14 protein-coding genes are annotated in these 22,756 nt (G+C 72.6%); 2 read left to right on the forward strand and 12 right to left on the reverse strand.

Annotated elements, in window-relative coordinates; translation table 11 throughout:
* Positions 1-276: 276 nt before the first annotated feature.
* From JHAT_RS29600 to JHAT_RS29610, 3 genes are all read right to left on the reverse strand, one after another.
* A complete protein-coding gene (locus JHAT_RS29600; protein WP_077801375.1) occupies positions 277-1,569 on the reverse strand; it encodes an RIP metalloprotease in 1,293 nt (430 codons plus the stop codon).
* A gap of 8 nt (positions 1,570-1,577) precedes the next feature.
* Entirely contained in the window at positions 1,578-2,834 is a 1,257-nt protein-coding gene (gene dxr / locus JHAT_RS29605; RefSeq protein WP_077801357.1) for a 1-deoxy-D-xylulose-5-phosphate reductoisomerase, read from the reverse strand.
* Positions 2,835-2,972: 138 nt separating this feature from the next.
* The gene (locus JHAT_RS29610; RefSeq protein WP_077801376.1) at positions 2,973-4,919 is read right to left on the reverse strand and encodes an acyl-CoA dehydrogenase family protein; all 1,947 of its coding nucleotides are present in this window, start codon (positions 4,917-4,919) and stop codon (positions 2,973-2,975) included.
* 337 nt (positions 4,920-5,256) lie between these two features.
* On the opposite strand from JHAT_RS29610, the gene JHAT_RS29615 reads away from it, so the two are divergent.
* Complete coding sequence (locus JHAT_RS29615; protein WP_077801358.1) at positions 5,257-6,270, forward strand: LacI family DNA-binding transcriptional regulator; 1,014 nt, start codon at positions 5,257-5,259, stop codon at positions 6,268-6,270.
* A 201-nt stretch (positions 6,271-6,471) separates the two neighbouring features.
* Here the strand turns inward: JHAT_RS29615 and JHAT_RS29620 are convergent, their stop codons facing one another.
* The 7 genes from JHAT_RS29620 to JHAT_RS29650 all read right to left on the reverse strand — a co-directional run bounded on the left by JHAT_RS29620 (position 6,472) and on the right by JHAT_RS29650 (position 17,497).
* On the reverse strand, positions 6,472-7,179 hold the full coding sequence (locus JHAT_RS29620; RefSeq protein ID WP_107482058.1) for a hypothetical protein: 708 nt from the start codon (positions 7,177-7,179) through the stop codon (positions 6,472-6,474).
* A 38-nt stretch (positions 7,180-7,217) separates the two neighbouring features.
* A complete protein-coding gene (locus JHAT_RS29625; protein ID WP_077801360.1) occupies positions 7,218-9,491 on the reverse strand; it encodes a glycoside hydrolase N-terminal domain-containing protein in 2,274 nt (757 codons plus the stop codon).
* Positions 9,488-11,467: a beta-galactosidase gene (locus tag JHAT_RS29630; RefSeq protein ID WP_077801361.1), complete on the reverse strand. Its 1,980-nt coding sequence runs from the start codon at positions 11,465-11,467 to the stop codon at positions 9,488-9,490. Before JHAT_RS29630 ends, JHAT_RS29625 begins: the two co-directional genes overlap by 4 nt.
* Positions 11,464-13,674: a 1,4-beta-glucanase gene (locus tag JHAT_RS29635; protein ID WP_077801362.1), complete on the reverse strand. Its 2,211-nt coding sequence runs from the start codon at positions 13,672-13,674 to the stop codon at positions 11,464-11,466. Before JHAT_RS29635 ends, JHAT_RS29630 begins: the two co-directional genes overlap by 4 nt.
* Positions 13,675-13,812: 138 nt before the next feature.
* The gene (locus JHAT_RS29640; protein ID WP_077801363.1) at positions 13,813-14,748 is read right to left on the reverse strand and encodes a carbohydrate ABC transporter permease; all 936 of its coding nucleotides are present in this window, start codon (positions 14,746-14,748) and stop codon (positions 13,813-13,815) included.
* Positions 14,745-15,782, reverse strand: a complete 1,038-nt coding sequence (locus JHAT_RS29645) for a sugar ABC transporter permease (protein WP_077801364.1) — start codon at positions 15,780-15,782, stop codon at positions 14,745-14,747. The genes JHAT_RS29640 and JHAT_RS29645 overlap by 4 nt, the downstream gene beginning before the upstream one ends.
* 26 nt (positions 15,783-15,808) lie before the next feature.
* A complete protein-coding gene (locus JHAT_RS29650) occupies positions 15,809-17,497 on the reverse strand; it encodes an extracellular solute-binding protein (RefSeq protein ID WP_077801365.1) in 1,689 nt (562 codons plus the stop codon).
* A gap of 391 nt (positions 17,498-17,888) precedes the next feature.
* Between JHAT_RS29650 and JHAT_RS29660 the strand changes: the two genes are divergently transcribed.
* Positions 17,889-20,723, forward strand: a complete 2,835-nt coding sequence (locus JHAT_RS29660) for a glycoside hydrolase family 3 C-terminal domain-containing protein (RefSeq protein ID WP_077801366.1) — start codon at positions 17,889-17,891, stop codon at positions 20,721-20,723.
* Between the two features lie 45 nt (positions 20,724-20,768).
* Here the strand turns inward: JHAT_RS29660 and JHAT_RS29665 are convergent, their stop codons facing one another.
* Both JHAT_RS29665 and JHAT_RS29670 read right to left on the reverse strand, forming a co-directional pair.
* On the reverse strand, positions 20,769-21,479 hold the full coding sequence (locus JHAT_RS29665; RefSeq protein ID WP_077801367.1) for a response regulator transcription factor: 711 nt from the start codon (positions 21,477-21,479) through the stop codon (positions 20,769-20,771).
* Positions 21,476-22,684, reverse strand: a complete 1,209-nt coding sequence (locus JHAT_RS29670; protein ID WP_077801368.1) for a sensor histidine kinase — start codon at positions 22,682-22,684, stop codon at positions 21,476-21,478. The genes JHAT_RS29665 and JHAT_RS29670 overlap by 4 nt, the downstream gene beginning before the upstream one ends.
* Positions 22,685-22,756: the final 72 nt, after the last annotated feature.

Here is a 22,756-nt window from a genome sequence, read left to right on the forward strand (position 1 = left end):
CTGCCGGCTCTTCCGGCGCACGGCGAGCGTGGTCGGAACGGACGGCATGCCGAGAGAAATCGCAGTCATCTGCTGTGCAACCCCAAGTCTTGGATCAAGATCCGGCCCCGGTCAGCGACGGGCTCCGACCCTCGAGATTACGACACGGCCCCGGGCCCCGGCACACGGCGTGGGGCGAAACCACCCGATGGCTCCCGTCCGGCCCGTCACGTGCGTGAAGCCCGGCCCGGAGGGACATGCTCTCCGGATCGGGCTTCACGCCGGGCTACGGGAACGTCAGCTGATCCGTACCGGATTGACGACGTCCGCCACCAGGACGAGCAGGGTGAAGCAGACGAACACGCCCGCCACCACGTACGCCACCGGCATCAGCTTCGCCACGTCGAACGGGCCCGGGTCGGGCCGGCGCAGCACCTTGGCGGTGCTGCGGCGCAGCGACTCCCACAGCGCGCCCGCGATGTGTCCGCCGTCGAGCGGCAGCAGCGGGAGCATGTTGAACAGGAACAGGGAGAGGTTGAAGCCGGCGACCAGCATGACGAACATGGCCAGCTGCTGGGTGGGCGGTATGTCCAGCGTGGCGATCTCGCCGCCGACCCGGGCGGCGCCGACGACGCCCATCGGGGAGTCGGCCTCGCGGGGCCCGTCGCCGAAGGCGGCGTCCCACAGGGCGGGGATCTTGCCGGGCAGGGCGGCGAGGGAGTCGACGGCGTCGCCGATGCGGTCGCCCATCCAGGTCACGGACTGGCCGAAGTCCTGTTTCACGACGCCGGTGGCGGCGCTGAAGCCGAGGAAGCCGGCGGTGACGTACTCGCCCTGGACGATCTGTCCGTGGGAGTCCTTCTTGGCGACCTGGTTGGTGGCGATGTGGGCGTGGAGCGTGACCTCCTGGCCGCCGCGCTCGACGACGATCGGCACCTGTTCGCCGGGGGTGGCGCGGATCAGGTCGGACAGTTTGTCCCAGTCGTCGGTGCGGACCCCGTCGAAGGAGACGATCTTGTCGCCCGCCTTCAGGCCGGCCGCCGCGGCCGGTGAGGCCGGGTCGGACCTGGTGCAGTCGTCGCGGTTCTCGCTCTGCGAGATCACGCACTGGGAGACGGAGCTGACGGTGGTGGTCTGCTGCGAGATGCCGAAGCCCATCAGGACCGTGAGGAACAGCACCACCGCGAGGATCAGGTTCATGAACGGGCCGGCGAACATGACGATGACCCGTTTCCACGGCTTGCGCGTGTAGAACAGGCGCTTCTCGTCACCGGGCTGGAGCTCCTCGAAGGCGGCCGAGCGGGCGTCCTCGATCATGCCGCGCCAGGGCGAGGTGGAGCGGGCCTCCATCCGGCCGTCGGGACCGGGCGGGAACATGCCGATCATGCGGATGTAGCCGCCGAACGGGATGGCCTTGACCCCGTACTCGGTGTCGCCCTTCTTCCTCGAGAAGATCGTCGGCCCGAATCCGACCATGTACTGCGGCACGCGGATGCCGAACATCTTGGCCGTGGAGAGGTGGCCCAGCTCGTGCCAGGCGATGGAGAACAGCAGGCCGACCGCGAAGAGGACTATGCCGAGGATGAACATCAGGGTCGTCATGCACGGGCCTCCGCCGTCTGTGCCGCCAGTTCCCGGGCCCGGGCGCGGGCCCAGGTCTCCGCTTCGAGGACGTCCGCGACGGTGAGCGAGGTTCCCGTACGGGGGGTGCCGTGCTCCTCGACCACCCGCGTGACGGTCTCCATGATCCCGAGATACGGCAGCGCGCCGCGGCGGAACGCCTCGACGCACTCCTCGTTGGCGGCATTGAACACCGCCGGAGCCGTTCCCGCGAGCCGGCCGACGTGCCGGGCCAGGTTCACCGAGGGGAAGGCCTCGTTGTCGAGGGGGAAGAACTCCCAGGTCGAGGCCTTGCTCCAGTCGAAGGCGGGGGCGGCGTCGGGGACCCGTTCGGGCCAGCCGAGACCGATGGCGATCGGCCCGCCCATGTCGGGGGGCGTCGCCTGCGCCAGGGTCGATCCGTCCGTGAACTCCACCATCGAGTGAACATACGACTGGGGATGCACGACGACCTCGATGCGGTCGAAGGGGATGTCGTAGAGCAGGTGCGCCTCGATGACCTCCAGCCCCTTGTTGACGAGGGTCGCGGAGTTGATCGTGATGACCGGGCCCATGGCCCAGGTGGGGTGGGCGAGGGCGTCCTCGACGGTGACGCTCGCCAGCTGCTCCCTGGTGCGGCCGCGGAAGGGGCCGCCGGAGGCGGTGACGACCAGTTTGCGCACGTCGGCGCGGGTGCCGGCGGCGAGCGCCTGGAAGAGGGCGGCGTGCTCGGAGTCGACCGGGATGATCTGCCCCGGCTTGGCGAGGGCCTTGACCAGCGGGCCGCCGACGATGAGCGACTCCTTGTTGGCGAGCGCGAGGGTGCGGCCCGCCTCCAGGGCGGCCAGGGTCGGGGCGAGGCCGATGGAGCCGGTGATGCCGTTGAGGACGGTGTGGCAGTCGGAGGCGGCGAGCCGGGTGGACGCGTCCGGTCCGGCGAGGATCTCGGGAAGCGGCTCTCCGGTGCCGTACCGCGCGGCGAGCGCCTCGCGCAGCGCCGGGACGACCTCCTCGCGGGCCACGGCGACGGTCCGTGCCTTCAGCCGGTACGCCTGCTCGGCGAGGAGGGCGACCCGGCCGCCGTCGGCGGACAGGGCGGTGACCCGGAAGCGGTCCGGGTTGCGCAGCACGAGGTCGATGGCCTGGGTCCCGATCGACCCGGTGGACCCGAGGATCACCACGTCCTTCGGGCCGTCGCCCGCCACCGGGTCGTAGACGAGGTGCGGGTCGGCGAGGGGGGCTGGACTGTCGCTCATCCCCCCATTGTGGCCGCAACCGCTCCGCGGGAGGACAGCGCGTCCCCGGGCGGATGCCGCGCGGGGCGGTCGCCGCCGGGTCCCGTCGTCGCCGCGCGGGCGGAGGGCGACGACGGGACCCGGCGACCGGCGGGTGCGTCAGGGGATGGGGCGGTGGACGTTCTGCCGGCTGCTCGGCCCCGGCGTCGCGTCCGCGATCCAGGGGCCCTGGCCCGACGGGTCGACGACGCCCTCCTCCAGCCACGCGTAGGCGCCGCCCAGGACGCCCTTGACGACCTTGCGGTCGAGGTCGTCGGTGTTGGTCCACAGGCGGCCGAAGAGTTCCTCGACACGGATGCGGGCCTGGCGGCAGAAGGCGTCGGCGAGCTGGTAGGCCTCGCGGCCGTGGTCGCCCCTCGCGCGCAGGTGCTCGGCGCGGACGCAGGCGGCGCTCATGGCGAACAGCTCGGCGCCGATGTCGACGACGCGACCCAGGAAGCCCTGCTTGGTCTCCATCCGGCCCTGCCAGCGGGACATGGCGTAGAAGGTGGAGCGGGCGAGCTTGCGGGCGGTGCGTTCGACGTAGCGCAGGTGGCCGGAGAGGTCGACGTGGCCCGTGGGGTGGAAGTCGGCGTAGGAGCGCGGGAGCCGGCCCGGCCCCACGACCAGTTTCGGCAGCCACTTGGCGTAGAAGACGCCCGCCTGGGCGCCCGCCCTCGCCTTGTCGGACAGGGTCTTGTCCGGGTCGATCAGGTCGCCGGCGACCGAGAGGTGGGCGTCGACGGCCTCGCGGGCGATCAGCAGGTGCATGATCTCGGTGGAGCCCTCGAAGATGCGGTTGATCCGCAGGTCGCGCAGGAGCTGCTCGGCGGGTACCGCGCGCTCGCCGCGGGCCTCGAGGGAGGCCGCGGTCTCGAAGCCCCGTCCGCCGCGGATCTGGACCAGCTCGTCGGCCATCAGCCAGGCCATCTCGGAGCCGTAGAGCTTGGCGAGGGCGGCCTCGATGCGGATGTCGTTGCGGTCCTCGTCGGCCATCTGGGAGGAGAGGTCGAGGACGGCCTCCAGGGCGAAGGTGGTGGCCGCGATGAAGGAGATCTTGGCGCCGACCGCCTCGTGCAGCGCGACCGGTTTGCCCCACTGCTCGCGCGCCGCCGACCACTCGCGGGCGATCTTCAGGCACCACTTGCCGGCGCCGACGCACATGGCGGGCAGCGAGAGGCGGCCGGTGTTCAGGGTGGTCAGGGCGATCTTGAGGCCGGCGCCCTCGGGGCCGATGCGGTTCGCGGCGGGGACGCGGACCCGGTGGAAGCGGGTGACGCCGTTCTCCAGGCCGCGCAGGCCCATGAAGGCGTTGCGGTTCTCGACGGTGATGCCCTCGGATGCGGCCTCCACGACGAAGGCGGTGATGCCGCCCTTGTGGCCCTCGGACTTCGGCACGCGGGCCATGACGACGAGCAGGTCGGCGACGACGCCGTTGGTCGTCCAGAGCTTCACGCCGTCGAGCACGTAGTCGTCGCCGTCCGGCACCGCCGTGGTCGCGAGGCGGGCCGGGTCGGAGCCGACGTCCGGTTCGGTGAGCAGGAACGCCGAGATGTCGGTGCGCGCGCAGCGGGGCAGGAAGGTGTCCTTCTGCTCCTGGGTGCCGAACATCTTCAGCGGCTGCGGCACGCCGATCGACTGGTGGGCGGAGAGCAGCGCGCCGATCGCCGGACTCGCGGATCCGACCAGGGCGAGGGCCTTGTTGTAGTAGACCTGGGTGAGGCCGAGCCCGCCGTACTTGGTGTCGATCTTCATGCCGAAGGCGCCCAGCTCCTTCAGCCCCGTGATCACCTCGTCGGGGATCCGCGCGTCGCGTTCGATGACGGACCCGTCGATCTTCGTCTCGCAGAAGTCGCGGAGCTTGGCGAGGAACTCCTCGCCGTGCTGGACGTCCTCCTCGGCCGGGACCGGATGGGGGTGGAGGAGGTCGAGGCGGAAGCGGCCGAGGAACAGCTCCTTGGCGAAGCTGGGCTTGCGCCAGTCCTGTTCCCGGGCAGCCTCCGCCACCTGGCGGGCCTCGCGTTCGGAGACGGTGGGTCGGGAGGGAGGGGTGGGTGGAGCGGACATGGGGCTCACCTCGCCGCGGATCGGCATCGAAGGGAGGTACGGCCGCGAAGTCCCCGATGCGTGAACTCGCGGGCGTACGGTACGAGTCGGTGCTACCCGTCCGTGTGTACCCGCTCCGGGGCGGGCCCACCACCCTTCGTGCGGCCGTTCGGCCGATGGCCGCGGGCGCGAGAGGATGGGTGGGAGGCCGGGGAGACACCGGGAGGAAAAGAGGCTGTCGAAGCGCTTCGACAGCCTATGGACACCCACTCCTGCTGGAGTTACTGTCGAACCACCCTCACGCGCCTATGTCCACCCTGTGCGCTGTCGAAGCGCTTCACAAAGCTTGGAGAGCTGGATGGTCACCCTCGCCGAGGTCGCCCAGCACGCCGGAGTCTCGGCGAGCACGGTGAGCTACGTCCTCAGCGGCAAGCGGTCCATCTCCACCACCACCCGGCAGCGGGTCGAGGAGAGCATCCGGACGCTCGGCTACCACCCGAACGCCGGCGCCCGCGCCCTGGCCAGCAGCAGGTCGAACATCATCGCGCTGATGATCCCGCTGCGCACCGACATGTACGTGCCGGTGATGATGGAGATCGCCATCGCGGTCGCGACCAGCGCACGGGCCCACGGATACGACATCCTGCTGCTCACGGGCGAGGAGGGGCCCGACGCGGTGCGCCGCGTCACCGGCAGCGGCCTCGCCGACGCGATGATCCTCATGGACGTGGAACTCGACGACGAGCGGCTGCCGTTGCTGCGCGGCACCGACCAGCCCTCCGTGCTGATCGGGCTGCCCGCCGACACCACCGGCCTGACCTGCGTCGACCTCGACTTCCGGGCGACCGGTGCGCTGTGCGTGGAGCACCTGGCGTCGCTGGGGCACCGCGACGTCGCCGTCATCGGTGAGGCGCCCGCCGTCTACGAGCGGCACACCGGCTTCGCCGAGCGCACCCTCGACGGGCTGCGCACCCGCGCGCGCGAGCTGGGGCTGCGGCTGCTGCACCGCCCGTGCGAGGGGGGCTACGACGCGATGTCCGCGACCCTCGCCCGCGTCTTCGACGAGCGCCCGGGGACCACCGGGTTCGTCGTCCAGAACGAGTCGGCGGTCGAGCCGCTGCTCGCGCTGCTGCGCCAGCAGGGCCGGGCCGTGCCCGAGGACGTGTCGGTGGTCGCGGTCTGCCCCGAGCAGGTCGCCGTCCAGGCCTCGGTGCGGCTGACCTCGGTCGCCGTGCCGGCGCAGGAGATGGGCCGGCACGCCGTGGAACAGCTCCTCGCCAAGCTGGACGGGCGCGGCAGCGAGGAGGTCGTGCTGCTCGCGCCGGAACTGACGGTGCGGGCGAGCTCGGGACCGGCGCCGGTCCGGCCGTAGCCGGCGGGCCGTCCACGCGGGCGCCGTCTTCGCGCGGACCGGCCTCGCGCGGGCCGGCTCCGTGCGGGCCGGTCTCGCCCGGCCCTCCCCCGTCGTCGGCACCCCGCGTGAGCGGGACCGGGCGAGGTCGCCGGTCGTGGAGTGGACGTGGAGAGGGGCCGGTCCCGGGCGGGGCCGGCCCCTCGGCCGTGGTGCGGTGGGTCAGCCGCCGCTGACCGTCAGGGTGTCGGTGCGGAAGTCGAGGCCGCCGGCGGACGAGGTGATCTCGTAGCCGAACTGCACGTCACCGATGGTCTCGTTGCCCATCCACCCCTTGGTGTCCTTGATCCACTTCAGGATCGGGAGGATGTTCACCGTGCCGGAGCTGGAGTCCGTGGTGCGCAGGAACGAGAAGACCTCGTTGGCGCCGTTGTTCCCCTTGTAGACGTTCCAGGAGGGGCCGCCGAGGGTCACCGAGCCCTGCGAGGTGCCGAGCGGACCGACGGCGCCGTTGTGGTTGACCCAGAGCATGATCTCGTAGTCGTGTTCCGTGTCCCAGATGTCGTACGACGTGTTGTACGCGCCGGACGACGGGACCGTGACCCTGTAGCTGCTGGTGAGCGAGCCGAGGGAGGCGATCGGCTTGTTGATCACCTTCTTGGCGTTCGGGTACGACTTGATGCCGCCGGTGTTCGGGTGGTCGGCCCAGACGCCCCAGTTGGTGCCGGAGTTGGCCCAGACGCACTGGCTGCCGGCGCCGGAGCCCCAGATGTTGTTGTAGAGGGTGTAGCCGTTCAGGCTCGTGTTGCCCCACTGGTCGCAGGTGTTCCAGACGGCGGCCTGGGCGGGGGCGGAGGCGAGGCCGACGGTGGCGCCGAGCGCGAGGGCCGGGGCGAGGAGGGCGGTCAGGGTGCGCGTGCGTGGTGCCATGGTTCTTCCTTCCATGGGTGGGGGGAGGGGCGCCGGTGCTACCGCGTCTTGACGCTGATGACGCGGTCCTCTCCGGCGACCAGGTCGAGGGGTTCGGCGCCGGAGGGGGTCCTGAGGTCGATGCGGTGGGTGCGGTCCGGGCGCAGGACGGCCGTCGCGCTGCCGTCGGGCGTCCAGGTGAGGTCGAGCGTGGCCCCGAACCGGGTGCGTACGCCCCTGAGCTCACCCTCGGGGCAGGTGGCCGGGAGGGCGGGGAGCAGCACCAGCCGGCCGGGCGTGGACTGCACGAGCATCTCGACGAGCACGGCCGGGAGGGCGTGCGCGGCGTCGGCGTTGTAGACGTCGCGGTGGGGGTAGTGGGCGCTCATCAGGGACGCGTGGAAGTAGTCGCCGTCGAGCACCCGGCCCAGCGCGTGGGCGACCCGGGCGCCGTCCCCGAGCCGGGCGGCGACCAGGGCGTGGTGGAGGTGGCCGTGGGCCGAGTCGTTCTCGGCGCCCCGCAGTTCGAGGGCGCGGCGGGCGGCGGCGGCGAGTTCGGGGGTGTCGTGGGGGGTGATCTCGTCGAGCGGCCAGACGCCGTAGAGGTGGCTGAGGTGGCGGTGGTCGTAGGTGTCCGCCAGACCGGGCCGGGCCCACTCGGCGAGGGCGCCGTCGGCGTTGATCCGGTGCGGCGGGAGCCGGTCGGTGAGGGCGCGCCAGCGGTCGGCGTGCTCGGGGTGGTGGTCGGCGGCGGTGCGCAGGGCGTGCCGGGCGGCGGAGAGGTCCATGGCCGCGTCGACGGTGCCCCAGCTCGCGTTCGCGGGCCGGTTCTCGGGCGAGTAGGAGGGGACGACGGCGAGCCGGCCGTCGGCGTCGGTGCGGGTGAGGAAGTCCTCGTAGAACAGGGCGGCTTCGGCGAGCGCGGCGACGGTGCGCGGGTCGCGGGTGCCGTAGGTCTCGTCGTGGTCGACGAGGGGCTTGAGCAGCCAGTCGGCGCCGGCCGTCCACAGGTGCAGGGGGTACTCGCGGCTGAAGTGGTACGTGTGCCCGCACTCGCCGTCGGTGTGGGAGGGCGCGACGATGCCGCGGGTGCCGAAGATCGCGCGGGCGTTGTCCCGCCAGTCGGGGAGCTGGCGGTGGACCAGGGCCGCGTGCGCCTCGGTGACCTCGGGCAGGGCGGCCGCGGCGGCGGAGGCGGTCTGGAGGTTGAGGTTGGCGTTGGTGGTGAACGCCCCGGACCAGGCGGTGTTCCAGTCGCCGGTCCACAGGCCGGTCAGGCGGGGCGGGAGCAGGCCGCTGGCCGACAGGAGGTGGTAGCGGCCGGCGGCGAAGAGGCGCTCCAGCAGGGCCGCGCTGCGGGGCCGCGCCAGCAGGGCCGAGCCCGGCAGGGCGCGTTCGGCGGGGGCGGCGGCGAGGTCGAGGGTGACGCGGTCGTAGGCGGTGCGGTGCGCGGCGAGGTGGCGGTGGAGGAGGACGTCGTACGGCGTGCCGGCCGGTGCGTCGTGGGGCGTGTGCTGCGGTGTGCCCTCCGGGGCCCCGTCCGGTCCGTCGGGGAAGTCGCCGTCCGCCAGGTCGCGCAGGGCACGGCCCTCGGCGGTCACGTCCAGGTCCCCGGTGTGCCGGCGTACCCGGGTGAGGAGCAGGACCTCCGTGGCGCCCTCGACGAGCACGCCCGGCGGGACCAGCTTCGTGGTGCCGCCGGTGACGGCGATCAGGGTGACGCCGGTGTACGCCAGGTCGCTGCCGGGGTAGCGGGCACGCAGGCTGAGCAGGGCGCCCTCGGGGGTGAGGACGGCGCCGTGGCCGATGCCCAGACGGGCGGGGGCGCCGGGGAGGCGGGGGTCGAGGGAGACGTCGAGGGTGAGGTGCGGGGCGGTGACGTGCTGGACGATCACGTCGTCGGCGCGGGAGACGAAGACGCGGCTGGTCCAGCGGGAGCGGGTCGCCGTCGTCTCGCCGGTGGTGAAGTCGACGGAGCGGCGGTAGGGGTGGCCGGTGTCGTCGGGGGGCCTGTTCAGCCGGATCTGGAACGCCGGGTGGAAGGGCCGCACCCATTGCAGCGGGCGGCCGTCCGTGAAGTCCTCGGCGGCGGTCGTGTCGCCGGCCAGCAGGCGGTCCTGGAGCGCGGGGAGTCCGGCGGCGAGCCGGGGCGGCCGGCGGTGCTCGTCGTCGCCGTCCGGGCGGACGAGGGTGTGGTGGGTGACGACGGTCCGGTCGGCCCGCGGATCGCCGAACACCAGGGCGCCGTGGTGGCCGTTGCCGCTGAGGAAGGCGTCCTCCCAGCGGGCGGCGGGCTCGGGCTCCCAGGTTCCGTGCACGGGACCGCCGGTCATGAGGCCGGCTCCGCGAGGACCGCCACGCCGTGGCGGCCGAGGGTGACGCGGTCGGTGACGGTCGCCTCGGTCAGCAGGTCGCGGTGGGTGCCGGGGACGTCCACGGTGACCGGTTCGCGGCCGTGGTTGAGGAGGAACAGCAGGTCGCCGCGGCGTACCGCCTCGACCGCGGCCGGGAGGCCGTCGAGCACCGGGCGGGCGCCCGCGTCGGCGGCGGCGCGGGCGAGCAGGCCGCGCAGCGCCTCCGGTTCCGGGAGGGTCGAGACGTACCAGGCGCGGCCCCTGCGCAGGACGGCCGGCAGTCCGTCCAGCTCGCCGCCCCGGTAGGCGAGCGTCTCGTCGGCGGTGCCGTCGGGCTCGATCTCCTCCGACCACAGCGTGCCCCGGAAGCCGTCGCAGGCCACCGTCGCGTCCGTCTCCAGGGGCCACCACTCGTGCAGGGTGCGGATGCCGAACAGGTCGCGCAGCCGGGCGTCCATGCCGCCGTCCCTGATCCGGTCGTCCTGGTCGGCGACGCCGGTGAGGAAGCCGCAGACGAGGGTGCCGCCGCGGTGGACGTGGGCGAGGAGGTGGTCGACCGCCGCGTCGGTGAGGGCGTAGAGCTGGGGCACGACGACCACCCGGTAGGGGGTGAGGTCGTGTTCGGGGTGGGCGAAGTCGGTGGTGAGGTGGGCCTCCCACAGGGCCCGGTGCCAGGCGTGCAGGACGTCCGGGTAGCCGAAGCGGGTGGAGGGGCGTCCCTCCTGGTCGCCGGCCCACCAGGAGTGCCAGTCGTGCAGGACGGCGACGTCGGCGGTGATCCGGGTGCCCGCCACGTGCGGGCCGAGCTTCGCGAGGTCGGCGCCGAGCCGCCTGATCTCCTGGTGCGTACGGCCCTGCTCCCCCGCGTGGCCGATCATGCCGGAGTGGAACTTCTCCGCGCCCTGCCTCGACTGGCGCCACTGGAAGTAGCAGACGGCGTCCGCGCCGCGCGCCACGGCCTGGAGGGACCACAGGCGGTTCAGGCCGCGCGGCTTGGGGTGGTTGGCGCCGCGCCAGTTGACCGGTCCGGCCGCCTGCTCCATGAGCATCCACGGGCCGCGGGCCTGCGAGCGGGTCATGTCCTGGACCAGGGCGCCGTGCTGGGCGCCCAGGGGGTCGCGCGGGTCGGGGTAGAGGTCGACGGAGACGACGTCCTCCTCCTCGGCCCAGCGCCAGGCGTCCTGGCCGTGCCACAGCGGCATGAAGTTGGTGGTGACCGGGATGTGCGGGGTGTGGCGGCGGACGATGTCGCGTTCGGCGGTGAAGCACTCCAGGAGCATGTCGGAGGTGAAGCGGCGGAAGTCCAGGACCTGGGTGGGGTTCTTCAGGTAGTGGGTGCGGCGGGCCGGGAGGATCTCCTCCCAGTCGTCGTAGCCCTGGCTCCAGAAGGCGGTGCCCCAGGCGGTGTTGAGGGCGTCGAGGGTGCCGTACCTGCGCCGGAGCCAGCGGCGGAAGCGCGCGGCGGCCTCGTCGCCGTGGTCGAAGGTGCAGTACTCGTTGTTGATGTGCCACAGGATGAGGGCCGGGTGGTCCGCGTAGCGGGCGGCCAGGGCCTCGGTGACGGCGGCGGCGTGGCGGCGGTAGGTGGTGCTGGAGTGCGAGAAGTGCTGCCGGCCGCCCCACCACTCGGTGCGGCCGTCCTCGTCGCGGGGCAGCGTGTCCGGGTGCAGCCGGCCGAGCCAGGGCGGGGGCGCGGACGTGGGGGTGGCGAGGACGACGCCGATGCCGTGGGCGTGCATCAGGTCCATGAGGCGGTCCAGCCAGGCGAAGTCGTGGACGCCGGGCCGGGGTTCGAGCCTCGACCAGGAGAAGACGCCGAGGGTGACGGAGGTGACGCCGGCGGCCTTCATCAGGCGGACGTCCTCGTGCCAGGTCTCCTCGGGCCACTGCTCGGGGTTGTAGTCGCCGCCGAAGAGGATGCGGCCGCGCGTGGCGTCCGCGAGGCCCGGCGTCATGCGGGCTCCCCGTACTGGATGCCGCGCCCGTTGGTGGCGAGGTAGACGCGGCCGTGGACGCGCGGGTCGCCGGTGACGGTCTCGCCGGTCCACCCCCACTGGTGCCGGTCGTCGTTGATCCGCGTCCAGGTCCGCGCCTCGTCGTCGGAGCGGTGGACGGCGGTGGCGGCCCCGGTGGAGCCGACCTGGTAGATCGCCGGGTAGTCGGCGCCGTCGGCGGCCTTGCCGAAGCCGAGGGTGTGGGAGGACCGGCAGCTGTCGACCTTGGTGAAGGTGACGCCGCCGTCGGTCGAGCGGTACAGGCCGTTCTCCTTGGTGCTCAGCCACAGGTCACCGGACCGGCCGGGTGCCGCGACCAGCTCGAACTGGCTGTCCCCGGAGGGCAGTCCGGTCGCGCGGGCGGTGAAGGAGAGGCCGCCGTCGGTGCTGGCGAGCAGCGTTCCGGTGGTGGTGTCGTACGCGTAGAAGCGCGCCGGGTCGGCCGGGTCGGCGACCGGTGTGGCGCCCTTCGGGAAGGAGGGGACCTCGGACCAGGTCGCGCCGTTGTCCGCCGAGCGGTGGGCCGGGTACCCGGTGCCGTCCCCGCGCACGAAGGACCACAGCAGCACGCTGCCGTCGGCGTTGACGGCGATCGGTCCGGGCGCGTCCTCGGCGAGCGCGGGCTGGGCCGCGAAGGGCGCCCAGGTGATGCCGCCGTCCTCCGAGCGGGCGCCGTTGCCGTGGTCGCCCCAGCCGGCCCGGACGACGTACGCCGGTCTGCGCGCGGCCTGCGCGAGGCCCGTCGCCGATCCGAAGACGGGGTTCGTCGCCATGCCGCGCGCCGGGGACGCGGTGAGCCGCTCGTGGTACATCACGCCGATGTCCCGCGCTCCGCTGAGCAGGTGCGCCGCGCCGGTCGGGGGCGAGATCAGCTGGGTCACGGAGCTCTCCTCCAGGCCGCGGATCCGCGGCGCCCAGTGCCGGAGGTCGCGGGTGCCGTAGAGGGTGGCGCCGGTGCCGTACAGGAGGTGCCGTGCGTCGTACGGGTCGAGGGCGACGGCCTGGATCCACCAGCCGAACTTGGGCTGTTCCTCGCCCCAGGAGAGGTAGGGCGTCTCCGAGACGTCGAGGACGGCGGAGTCCTTGAGGGACGTCCAGGTGCGGCCGCCGTCAGTGGTCCGGAACAGGGTGTCGACGGCCGCCCAGCGGTTGTTGGTGGAGACGACGACGGTGCCGGGGCGGCGGGCGTCGACGGCGACGCCGCCGTAACCGAAGGTGTCGGTGCCGCCGGGCGCGACCGGGGTGACGTCGGTCCAGCGGCCGTCCGTGGTGCGCAGCTTGTGCACGCTGCCGGTCGACTGCCCGTTGGGTCCGGGCGCGTCGGCGTACGTCACGTACAGCTCGTGGGCGTGTCCGTCGTACGCGGCGCGGACCGGGACCCCGGCCGCGGTGCCGGAGGGCTGTCCGGGGACGGCGTCCCAGGTGCGGCCGTCGGTCGTGCGGAACAGGTTCGGCGCGGTGCCGTGGGCGTCGCCCCAGCCGGCGTAGAGGGTGCGGCCCGCGGCCACGAGGAGGGTGACGCCCTGGCCGGTGGTGGTCGGTGCGGCCGGGAAGCCGGGGACGGGGGCCCAGGTGGCGCCCCGGTCCGCCGACTTCCACAGGCCGTCGTGCCGGGTGCCCAGCCACAGGGTGGCGCTGTCACGCGGGTCGACCAGGAGCCGCTCGCCGGTGCCCCGGCCGTCCTCGTTGGCGCCGAGCTTCACGGTGAGGTCGGTGCGCCGCCAGGTGGCGCCGCGGTCGTCGGAGCGCAGGATCGCGCCGTTGCCCGACCAGGCCTGGGCGTAGGTGCCGCAAGCCAGGTAGAGGCGGTCCGGGTGGGTGGGGTCGACGGCCATCGCCTCGACGCCGAGGAGGTTCCAGTCGTCCCAGCCGAGGTGGTCGAGCAGCGGGGTCCAGCGGGCGGCGCGGTCGTCCCAGCGGTAGGCGCCGCCGATGTCGGTACGGGCGTAGGCGAGCCCGCGGACGCGGGGGTGGAACATGACACCGGTGATGAATCCGGTGCCGCCGATGACGACGTTGCGCCAGCGGTAGGGGGTGTGGGGGACGTTCTCCGCGGCCCTCGCACGCCCGGCGGCGAGCGGGACGGCGGCGAGCGGAGCGGCGGCCAGCGCGACGCCGGCCGCGGCACCGCCCAGGACCGCGCGTCTGCCCGGGTGGGATGCACACATGACATACCTCGCTCTACAGGGGACGGGAGGCGGAGGGACTCGAGGGGCGCGGGACTGTTCCGGCGTGCGGCTGCGCCGCGGGGGCGCGGCCGGCCACGGTGGTGCGCCGGCCGGAGGACCGCACGGGCCCTTGGCACCTCACCCCTTCACCGCCCCTGTCAGCATCCCCTTCTTGAAGTGGCGCTGGACGAACGGCGACAGCACCGCGACGGGCAGCAGGGCCATGACCATGACGGCCATCTGCACGGCCAGGCCGGACAGTTCGCCGGTCTTGATCGCCTGGCCGAGGCCGACCGGCGCCTCCTGCTTCTGCACCAGCTGGATCATGACGTTCTGCAGGGGCAGCATGTCCTGGTCGTTGAGGTACAGGGAGGCGTTGAACCAGGCGCTCCAGTAGCCGACGGCGTAGAACAGGGTGATCACCGCGACGACCGCGCGGGACAGGGGCAGGACGATCTGCCACAGGATGCGCAGGTCCCCGGCGCCGTCGATGCGGGCGCTGTCGACCAGTTCCTGCGAGATGCCCATGAAGAAGCCGCGCAGCACCAGGATGTTGAAGACGCTGATCGCGCCGGGGAGGATCAGCGCGAGGTAGCTGTCCGTCAGGCCGAGGGACTGCACCAGCAGGTAGGTGGGGATGAGTCCGGCGCTGAAGAACATCGTGGCCAGCAGCACCATGAGGATCCAGCGGTGGCCCAGCGAGCCGCTGCGGGACAGCCCGTAGGCGCACAGCACCGACACCGCCATGGAGAACAGGGTGCCGACGAGGGTGACGCCGATGCTCACGAGCGCGGCCCGGGTGACCTGGCCGCCGCTGAGGAGTTCCTGGTAGGCGACGAAGGTGATGTCCTTCGGGATCATCACCAGCCCGCCGGCCTCGTCGATGGACCTGCGCGAGGAGAGGCTGGTGACGACGACGATCCACAGCGGGAACAGGATGCCCAGGCAGGCCAGGAGCAGGACGAGGCCCTTGCCGGCGAGTCCGGCCCGGCTGGGCCTCTCCTCCCACACCGGCCGGGGCGGGGCCGCCCACCGGCCGGGAGTCCGCGCGGGCTTGTCGATGACGGCGGTCACTTCTTGTACACCCCCTGCTCGCCCATGAGGTGGGCCACCTTGTTCGCTATCAGGACCAGGCCGAGGCTGATGACGCCCTTGACGAGCCCGGCGGCGGCCGCGTAGCCGAAGTCCTGGTTGCGGACGCCGTTCCACCACACGAAGGTGTCGAGGACCTCCGCGGCTCCCGGTCCCACGGCGTCGCGTTGCAGCAGGATCTGTTCGAAGCCGACCGTCAGGGCGTCGCCGACGCGCAGCACCAGCAGCAGGGCGATCACCGGGCGCAGTGCGGGCAGTGTGACGTGCCACATGCGGCGCCAGCGGTTCGCGCCGTCCATCGCGGCGGCCTCGTACAGGTCGGGGCTGACCGAGGCGAGCGCGGCGAGGAAGACGATGATCCCCCAGCCGGCGTCCTTCCAGACGCTCTGCGCGGTGACCAGGAACGCGAAGGTGTCCGGGTCGGTCATGAGGCTGAGCCCGTCGTACCCGTGGTCGCGCAGCAGCTGGGAGAGGAGCCCGGCGCCGCCGAACAGCTGCTGGAAGACGGCGATGACCAGCACCCAGGAGAAGAAGTGCGGCAGGTAGAGGACGGCCTGCGCGATCGCCCGCACCCGGGGCCGCACCACGCTGTTGATGAGCAGCGCGAGCAGGATGGGGACCGGGAAGTACAGCACGAGCTGGAGCAGGAACAGCACCAGCGTGTTCCGCACCGCGTTCCAGAAGGCGGAGTCCTCGAAGATCCGCTGGAAGTTCTCCAGGCCCACCCAGGGGCTGTGCAGGATGGAGACGACGCCGTTGTCGCTGATGTAGGGGTCGTACTCCTGGAAGGCGACGACGTTGCCGAGGATCGGTACGTAGTTGAAGAGCAGTACCAGCAGGACGGCCGGCAGCGTCATCAGCAGCAGTACGCGGTCGCGCCGGAATCTCAGCCGCAGGCCGAGCTTTCCCGTGTTCGTCCTCCCCTTCCGGGAGCCGGTGGCGTCGCCGGACGCCACCGGGGTCTTCTTCGTCGCATCGGCCTCGGCCCTGGTCCGGGGCACCGTGCTGTGGGACACGGCGGTTCTCCTCGCCTCGGTACCGGTCAGCTCGCCGCCGTGCCGTTCTCGTCGAGCAGCTTCCTGTACCAGTCGCGCAGCTTGTCGCCGCCCTTGCTCCGCCAGTCGGAGACGGCCTGCTGCATGTCGCTGATCTTCTTGCGGCCGCGGACGACGTCGTCCTCGAGCTGTTCGAAGTCGTTGGCGAGGTTGGTCCAGCGGGCGGGCTCGACGATCTGCATGCCGTAGAACGTGGACTTCTTGGTGAAGGCGCCCATCCGCTGCTGCCACTCCACCTGCCCCTTGGCGACCTCGGGGAAGTCGGGGTGGGCGATGGTCGCGGCGGGGCTCGCCACCATCACGTAGGCGTTCATCACGTCGATGTTGCCCTGCTCGGTCTTGGTGGGCACGCCGTTCTCGACGGTGTAGTGGGTGCCCTCCACACCGTAGTTGGTGGCCATGTACTCCTTGGTGCCGTACGGCGCGGCGGTGACGTTGGCGACGGCCAGCACGTCGCGGATCACGGACTCGGACGCCTTCTTGTTGACGAAGGCGAAGATGCCCGCCGGGTTCTGCGCCCACAGGGTGGGGGTGCCGCCGTCGTGGCCGAAGATGTCCATGCCCCAGATCCTGAACTCGGGGTTCTGGGTGGCCTGTTCCGCGGTGCGGCTCCACCACTGGGACATGTCCTGGTTGTAGATGAGGAACTCGCCGGCGGCGAACTTGGGACCGGGGTCGGCGGCGTTGCTCTTGCCGAGCCGGGCGTCGGGGTGCACGACTCCGGCGGCGAACAGCTTGCGCGTCCACTCCAGGGCCTCGAGGTACTCGTCGGTCTCGACGCGGTGGACCAGCTTGCCGTCGGCCTGGTTCCAGCCGAGCGACTTCTCGTTGCCGGAGAGCACGCCGAAGGCGTTGAAGGCGGTCCACTTCATGTCCAGGCAGGCCCAGCGCTTGGCCCTCGCGCTGGTGGCCTCCTTGGCCAGCGTCATGAACTCGTCGCAGGAGCGGGGGACCTGGTAGCCCTCCTTCTCGAAGATGTCCTGCCGGTACAGCGGCACGATGCTGGTCACGTACGAGGAGGGCATCGGCAGGCCGCGCAGCTTGCCACCGAAGAGGGACCGCTGCCAGGCGTCGGTGGGGATCGCCGCGAGGTTGGGGTACTCCTTGACGGCGTCGCCGGAGAGGTAGGGGCCGAGGTCGGCGAACTTGCCGATGATGGCGCTGGGTATCTTGCCGGTCATGTTCCAGCCGGGCACGACCACCACGTCGGGCACCTTGCTGGAGGCGAGGACCGCGCCGAGCTTCTGGTCGTAGGTGTTGCCGTCCTGGTTCTGCCAGACCACGTCGACGCCGATGAGGTCGTTCATCGCCCTGTAGTAGGCGTTGTCCTCCTTCGGCGGGGACCCCCAGAACGGCGACATGACGGTGACCCGGCCGCCCTTGCCGAGCTTCTTCGGCACCGAGGTCTTCAGGCCCGCGAGGTCCAGCTTGCCGGTGAAGCCGACCGCGGAGCCGTTCTTGCTGGGGATGTCGGGGGTGACCACGTTGCCGGCCACGTACGCCGGCAGCAGCTTCTCGGCGTCCTTGCCCGACGTGGTGCCGTCCCGCGAGCCTCCGTCCGACCCCCCGCCGCAGGCGGAGAGCAGCGGCATCCCTCCCGCCACCGCTGCGGTGACGGCCGCGGTGGAGGTGAGGAACTTTCTCCGGCTGGGACCGGAGGCGGCGTTCGGCGTCATTGCGTCAACCCTTCGTGGCGCACCGGGACACCCGGCGGTGGCCGTCGGCTGCGGTGTCTTCAGTGGAACTGGCTGAGCTGAAGCGGTCGTCGGGGACGTGCGCGGTTCCGGATGCGCCCGCGGGCGTGGCCGCGGATCACCGTCCCGCCAGTCGAAGCGCTTCGATGTTGCAGTGAGGTTAAGTGAACCCCTGGGGGCGCACAAGAGTCACTTCCAAGATTCCTCCGAGGGGCACGGGTCAGGGGACGACTGGTCGCTCTCGTACGGGACTTGGATCATGACGAGAACGAGAAGCCGTTATGTGGATACGGCTTGACACCCACCCCGGAGCCGACTGAGCATCGAAGCGCTTCGAAAGCGTCTCGCCGCTCCATCGCAAGGGGACCTCCACGTGACCGCACCCACGCCGCCTTTCCGTGACCCGGACCTGCCGTTCGGGAAGCGCGTCGACGACCTGTTGTCGCGGCTGACGCTCGACGAGAAGACCGCGTTCCTGCACCAGTTCGCCCCGGCCGTCGAGCGGCTCGGCATCGCCGCGTTCCGCACCGGCCAGGAGGCGCTGCACGGGGTGGCCTGGATGGGGCCGGCGACCGTGTTCCCGCAGGCGGTGGGCCTCGGCGCCACCTGGAACGAGGACCTGGTGCGCCGGGTCGGCGAGGCGGTGTCCGCGGAGGCCAGGGCGATGCGCGCCCGCGACGAGCGCGTCGGCCTCAACGTGTGGTCCCCGACCGTCAACCTGCTGCGCCACCCCCTGTGGGGCCGCAACGAGGAGGGCTACTCCGAGGATCCGAGGCTCACCTCGGCCATCGCCACCGCCTACACCCGCGGACTGCGCGGCGGTCACCCGGTGTACTGGCGCACCGCGCCCGTGCTCAAGCACTGGCTCGCCCACAACAACGAGACCGACCGGGACACCTCCTCGTCGTCCGTCCGCCCGCGCGTCCTGCACGAGTACGACCTGCGCGCCTTCCGCGAGACGGTCGAGGCGGGCGCGGTGGCCGGGGTGATGCCGGCGTACAACCTGGTCAACGGCCGCCCGAACCACGTCTCCCCCCACCTCGCCGAGCACCTGCGCACCTGGACGGAGGAGGAGCTGCTGGTCTGCTCGGACGCGGGCGCCCCCTCCAACCTGGTCGACTCCGAGCACTACTTCGCCACCCACGAGGAGGCGACCGCGGCCGCGCTGCGCGCCGGGGTGGACAGCTTCACCGACCACGGCACGGACTCCTCGAAGACCGTCGCGCGCGTCCGGGGCGCCCTCGAGCGGGGACTGCTCACCGAGGCCGACCTCGACACGGCCGTGCGCCGCCAGCTCTCGGTCCGCTTCCGCCTCGGCGAGTTCGACCCGGAGCGGGACCCGTACGCCGCCACCGCCGACTTCGACACCCCGGAGCACCGCGCCCTGGCCCTGGAGGCCGCCGAGCAGGCGATCGTCCTGCTCGAGAACGACGGCGTGCTGCCGCTGGCCCCGGGCACCCGCGTCGCCGTCGTCGGACTGCTCGCCGACGAGTGCAAGCTCGACTGGTACAGCGGCACGCTCCTGCACCGCTCCACCCCGCTGGAGGGCCTGTACGAGCGGTTCGGCCCCGACCGCGTGGACTTCGCGGAGGGCGTGGACCGGATCCGGCTGAGGACCACCGCCGGCACGTTCCTGCACGTGCTCCCGGCGGCGGACACCCCCGACGGGGCGCCCGGCGCCGAGGGCGCCCTCGACCCGGCCCTGATCGCCGGCCGCACCGACCTGCCGCCGCTCACCACCGACGCCGTCGGCAGCGAACTCGCGCTCGTCGACTGGGGGGAGGGCGTGCTCACCCTGCGCGCGCCCGACGGCCGCTACCTGTCCGTCGCCGAGGACGGCTACGTGCGCGCCTCCGCCGACCAGCCCGGCGGCTGGATCGTGCAGGAGACCTTCCGGCTGGAACCCCACGGTGACGGTCACCTCCTGCGGCACACGGGGACGGGTCGTCCCGTCCGTGTCGCCGCCGACGGCGTGAAGGTTGCCGCGGACGACGCGGAGGCCGAGGTCTTCGAACTCGTCGTCACCGAACGCGGCGAGGAGGCGGTGACGCGGGCGGCGGCCGGGGCGGACGTGGTCGTGGTGGTGGCGGGCAACGACCCGCACATCAACGGCCGGGAGACCGAGGACCGTACGACCCTGCGGCTGCCGGACCACCAGGAGCGGCTGCTGCGCGCGGCCCGCGCCGCCAACCCGCGCACGGTGCTGGCGCTGGTCTCCGCCTACCCCTACGCGGTCGACACGGAGGCGCTCCCGGCGGTGCTGTGGACCGCGCACGGCGGCCAGGCGGCCGGCACCGCGCTGGCCCGCGTCCTGGCCGGCGACGTCTCCCCCGCCGGACGGCTCCCGCAGACCTGGTACGCCGACGACGCCGACCTGCCCGGCCTGCCGGACTACGACGTGATCGGCTCCCGCCAGACCTACCTGTACTTCGAGGGGACCCCGCTGTTCCCGTTCGGGCACGGCATGTCGTACGCGTCCTTCGGGTACGCGGACCTGGCGACGGAGGTGCGGGACGGGAGGGTGGCCGTGTCCTTCACGGTCACCAACACCGGGGAGGTGGCCGCCGACGAGGTGGCCCAGCTCTACGTCCGCGCGGAGGCCCCGTCGGTTCCGCGCCCGCGCCGCGAGCTGCTGGCCCACCGGCGGATCGCCCTGGCCCCGGGGGCGTCGGACCGGCTCTCCTTCGAGGTCCCGCTGTCCGCCTTCGCCTTCTGGGACGTCGCGCACGACCGGTGGCGGCTGGAGCCGGGGCCGTACGCCCTGCTGGTCGGTGCCTCCAGCGAGGACGTGCGCCTGGAGACGACGGTCGTGCTCGACGGGGAACCCGCCGCACCGCGTCCGGTGCGCGAACGGGGCCTGGAGGCGGCCGGCTACGACGAGCAGAGCGGCACGGAGATCGTGGACCGGACGAGGACGACGGGCGACGCGGTGACGCCGGTCGCGGGCGGCTCCGGTGAACTCCTCTACCGCGCCTGCGACTTCGGGACGGGCCTCGCACGGGTGACCGTCGCGGTCGCGGGCTCCGGCACCGTGGAGCTCTCCCTCGACGGCGGCCCGACGGCGGCGGCGCTGTCCTCGAAGGCGCCGGCTGCGGACCCGTACGACTACGTGGAGCTCGATGCCGCGCTGACCGCCGAGGGCGTGCACGATCTGACCGTCAGACTGCGCGGCTCACTGCGGCTCGCGCATGTCGGCTTCTCCGGTTGAGGGTCCGGAGGAGTCCGGCACGGGGACGGGGCCCGGCACCGGTGGTCACCGGTGCCGGGCCCCCGACCGGCCGCCCGGCCGGACCAGGCCCAGTTCGTAGGCGACGATCACCGCCTGGGCCCGGTCGCGCAGCCCCAGCTTGGCGAACAGCCGGTTGATGTGGGTCTTGACCGTGTGGTCGGTGATGGTCAGGCGCCCCGCGATCTCGGCGTTGGACAGGCCCCGCGCTATCAGCGTCAGCACCTCCGTCTCCCGGGCCGTGAGGTCACCGGCCGCGGGGACGGGCAGCCGCGAGCCGCGCACGTGCACGAACTCGGCGATCAGCCGCTTGGTGATCTCGGGCGACAGCAGGGCGTTCCCGCCCGCCACCACCCGTACCGCGTGCAGCAGTTCGGGGAAGGTGGCGTCCTTGAGCAGGAATCCGGCCGCCCCGGCCGCGAGCGCGTCGTACACGTACTCGTCGAGGCCGAAGGTCGTGAGCATCAGGACCTTCGTGGCACCGCCGGAGGCGGCCAGGATCTCGCGGGCCGCCTCGATGCCGTTCTTGTGCGGCATCCGGATGTCCAGGAGCGCGAGGTCGGGCCGCACCTCGCGGGCCGACCTCACCGCCTGCACGCCGTCCTCCGCCTCGGCGACGACCTCGATGTCCTCCTGGGTGCCCAGCAGGTTCACGAACCCGGTGCGCACGACGGCCTGGTCGTCGGCGACCAGGGTCCTGATCACGCGCGGCTCCCCCGCTCCCGCCCCGGTGCTCATTCGCTCCCCCAGGGCAGCTCCGCCTCCACCAGGAAGCCGCCGCCCGGACTCGCCCCGGCGGTGAGCCGGCCCCCCACCAGGGCGGCCCGCTCCCGCATCCCGGTCAGCCCGTGGCCGGTGCCCGGACCGGAGGCGGAGGCCGGGCCGGAGCCGGGGCCCGGGCCGTCGTCGCGGACGCGGAGGGTGAGCAGCCGGTCGGCGCCGTAGTCGACCTCGACGACGGTGCGGGCGCCGGGGGCGTGCTTGCGGGCGTTGGTCAGCGCCTCCTGCGCGATCCGGTAGGCGGACAGCTCCCACGCGGCGGGGAGCGCCACCCGCTCCCCGGTGATCCGCAGCTCCGCCGTGCCGCCCACCGCCCGGTGCTGGTCGACCAGTTCGGCGAGGTGGTCGAGGGTGGGCTGCGGCGCGGTGAGGGCGGTGTCGCCCTGGGGGGTGCGCAGGACGCCGAGCAGGCGGCGCAGTTCGGCCATCGAGGAGCGGGCGGTGCCGGCGATCTGCTGGAAGCCGTCGCGGGCCTCGGGCGTGAGTCCGGGCGTGGTGTACGTGGCGCTCTCGGCCTGCACGGCGATCATCGACACCGAGTGGGAGACGATGTCGTGCAGTTCGCGGGCGATCGCGGCGCGTTCCGCCTCGGCGGCCTGCTGCCGCTCCATCGCGATCAACTGTGCCTGGGCCAGGTTCCGTTCGTTGCGCGTCTCCTCCCGGGAGCGGACCGCGTCGCCCATCATCACCGCTCCGAAGACGACCACGGTCAGCAGGAACGACTCGGCGAACAGGCTGAGCGACCCCTTCTCCCACAGCGCGGGCACCGGCAGGTCCATCCGCGACCAGGTGTTGATGTGCACCAGGTTCACGCACAGGGCGCCCAGCGCGCCGCCCGCGACGGCGAGGGCGGGGTGCACCACGCGGTTGCGTCCCAGCGCGTAGCAGCCGGTCAGCCCGCTCACCATGATCGAGACGTAGAGGTTGACGTCCCCGGCGAAGCCGATCAGCCCGGCCGCGACGGTGAGCACCGCGACGGGCGGGAAGGAGCGCCGCCACATCAGCGAGGCGGCGGACACCAGCACTCCGACGGTGGTCGTCACACCGCCCGGGAAGAGGACCAGCTCGGCGACCGCGCCCGCCGTCACGGCGCCGCCGGTGATCCAGGGGTAGGCGGGTGCCGCGATCCACGCGCGCAGCCGCTCTTGGGACGACGTACTCATCCCCCCATGATCCCGGCCGGGACCGAGGCGCGCGTCACCGCTCGGGTGGAGTCCGGGGCCGGGAGTCGTACC

The sequence above is a fragment of the Streptomyces sp. JHA26 genome, from assembly GCF_002005565.1.
Classification (GTDB): Bacteria; Actinomycetota; Actinomycetes; order Streptomycetales; family Streptomycetaceae; genus Streptomyces.

Bases quoted from the DNA above. Each gene is read 5' to 3' on its own strand.
- JHAT_RS29600 (WP_077801375.1), bottom strand. From the start codon at position 1,569: ATGTTCATCCTCGGCATAGTCCTCTTCGCGGTCGGCCTGCTGTTCTCC.
- dxr (WP_077801357.1), bottom strand. From the start codon at position 2,834: ATGAGCGACAGTCCAGCCCCCCTCGCCGACCCGCACCTCGTCTACGAC.
- JHAT_RS29610 (WP_077801376.1), bottom strand. From the start codon at position 4,919: ATGTCCGCTCCACCCACCCCTCCCTCCCGACCCACCGTCTCCGAACGC.
- JHAT_RS29615 (WP_077801358.1), top strand. From the start codon at position 5,257: ATGGTCACCCTCGCCGAGGTCGCCCAGCACGCCGGAGTCTCGGCGAGC.
- JHAT_RS29620 (WP_107482058.1), bottom strand. From the start codon at position 7,179: ATGGCACCACGCACGCGCACCCTGACCGCCCTCCTCGCCCCGGCCCTC.
- JHAT_RS29625 (WP_077801360.1), bottom strand. From the start codon at position 9,491: ATGACCGGCGGTCCCGTGCACGGAACCTGGGAGCCCGAGCCCGCCGCC.
- JHAT_RS29630 (WP_077801361.1), bottom strand. From the start codon at position 11,467: ATGACGCCGGGCCTCGCGGACGCCACGCGCGGCCGCATCCTCTTCGGC.
- JHAT_RS29635 (WP_077801362.1), bottom strand. From the start codon at position 13,674: ATGTGTGCATCCCACCCGGGCAGACGCGCGGTCCTGGGCGGTGCCGCG.
- JHAT_RS29650 (WP_077801365.1), bottom strand. From the start codon at position 17,497: ATGACGCCGAACGCCGCCTCCGGTCCCAGCCGGAGAAAGTTCCTCACC.
- JHAT_RS29665 (WP_077801367.1), bottom strand. From the start codon at position 21,479: ATGAGCACCGGGGCGGGAGCGGGGGAGCCGCGCGTGATCAGGACCCTG.
- JHAT_RS29670 (WP_077801368.1), bottom strand. From the start codon at position 22,684: ATGAGTACGTCGTCCCAAGAGCGGCTGCGCGCGTGGATCGCGGCACCC.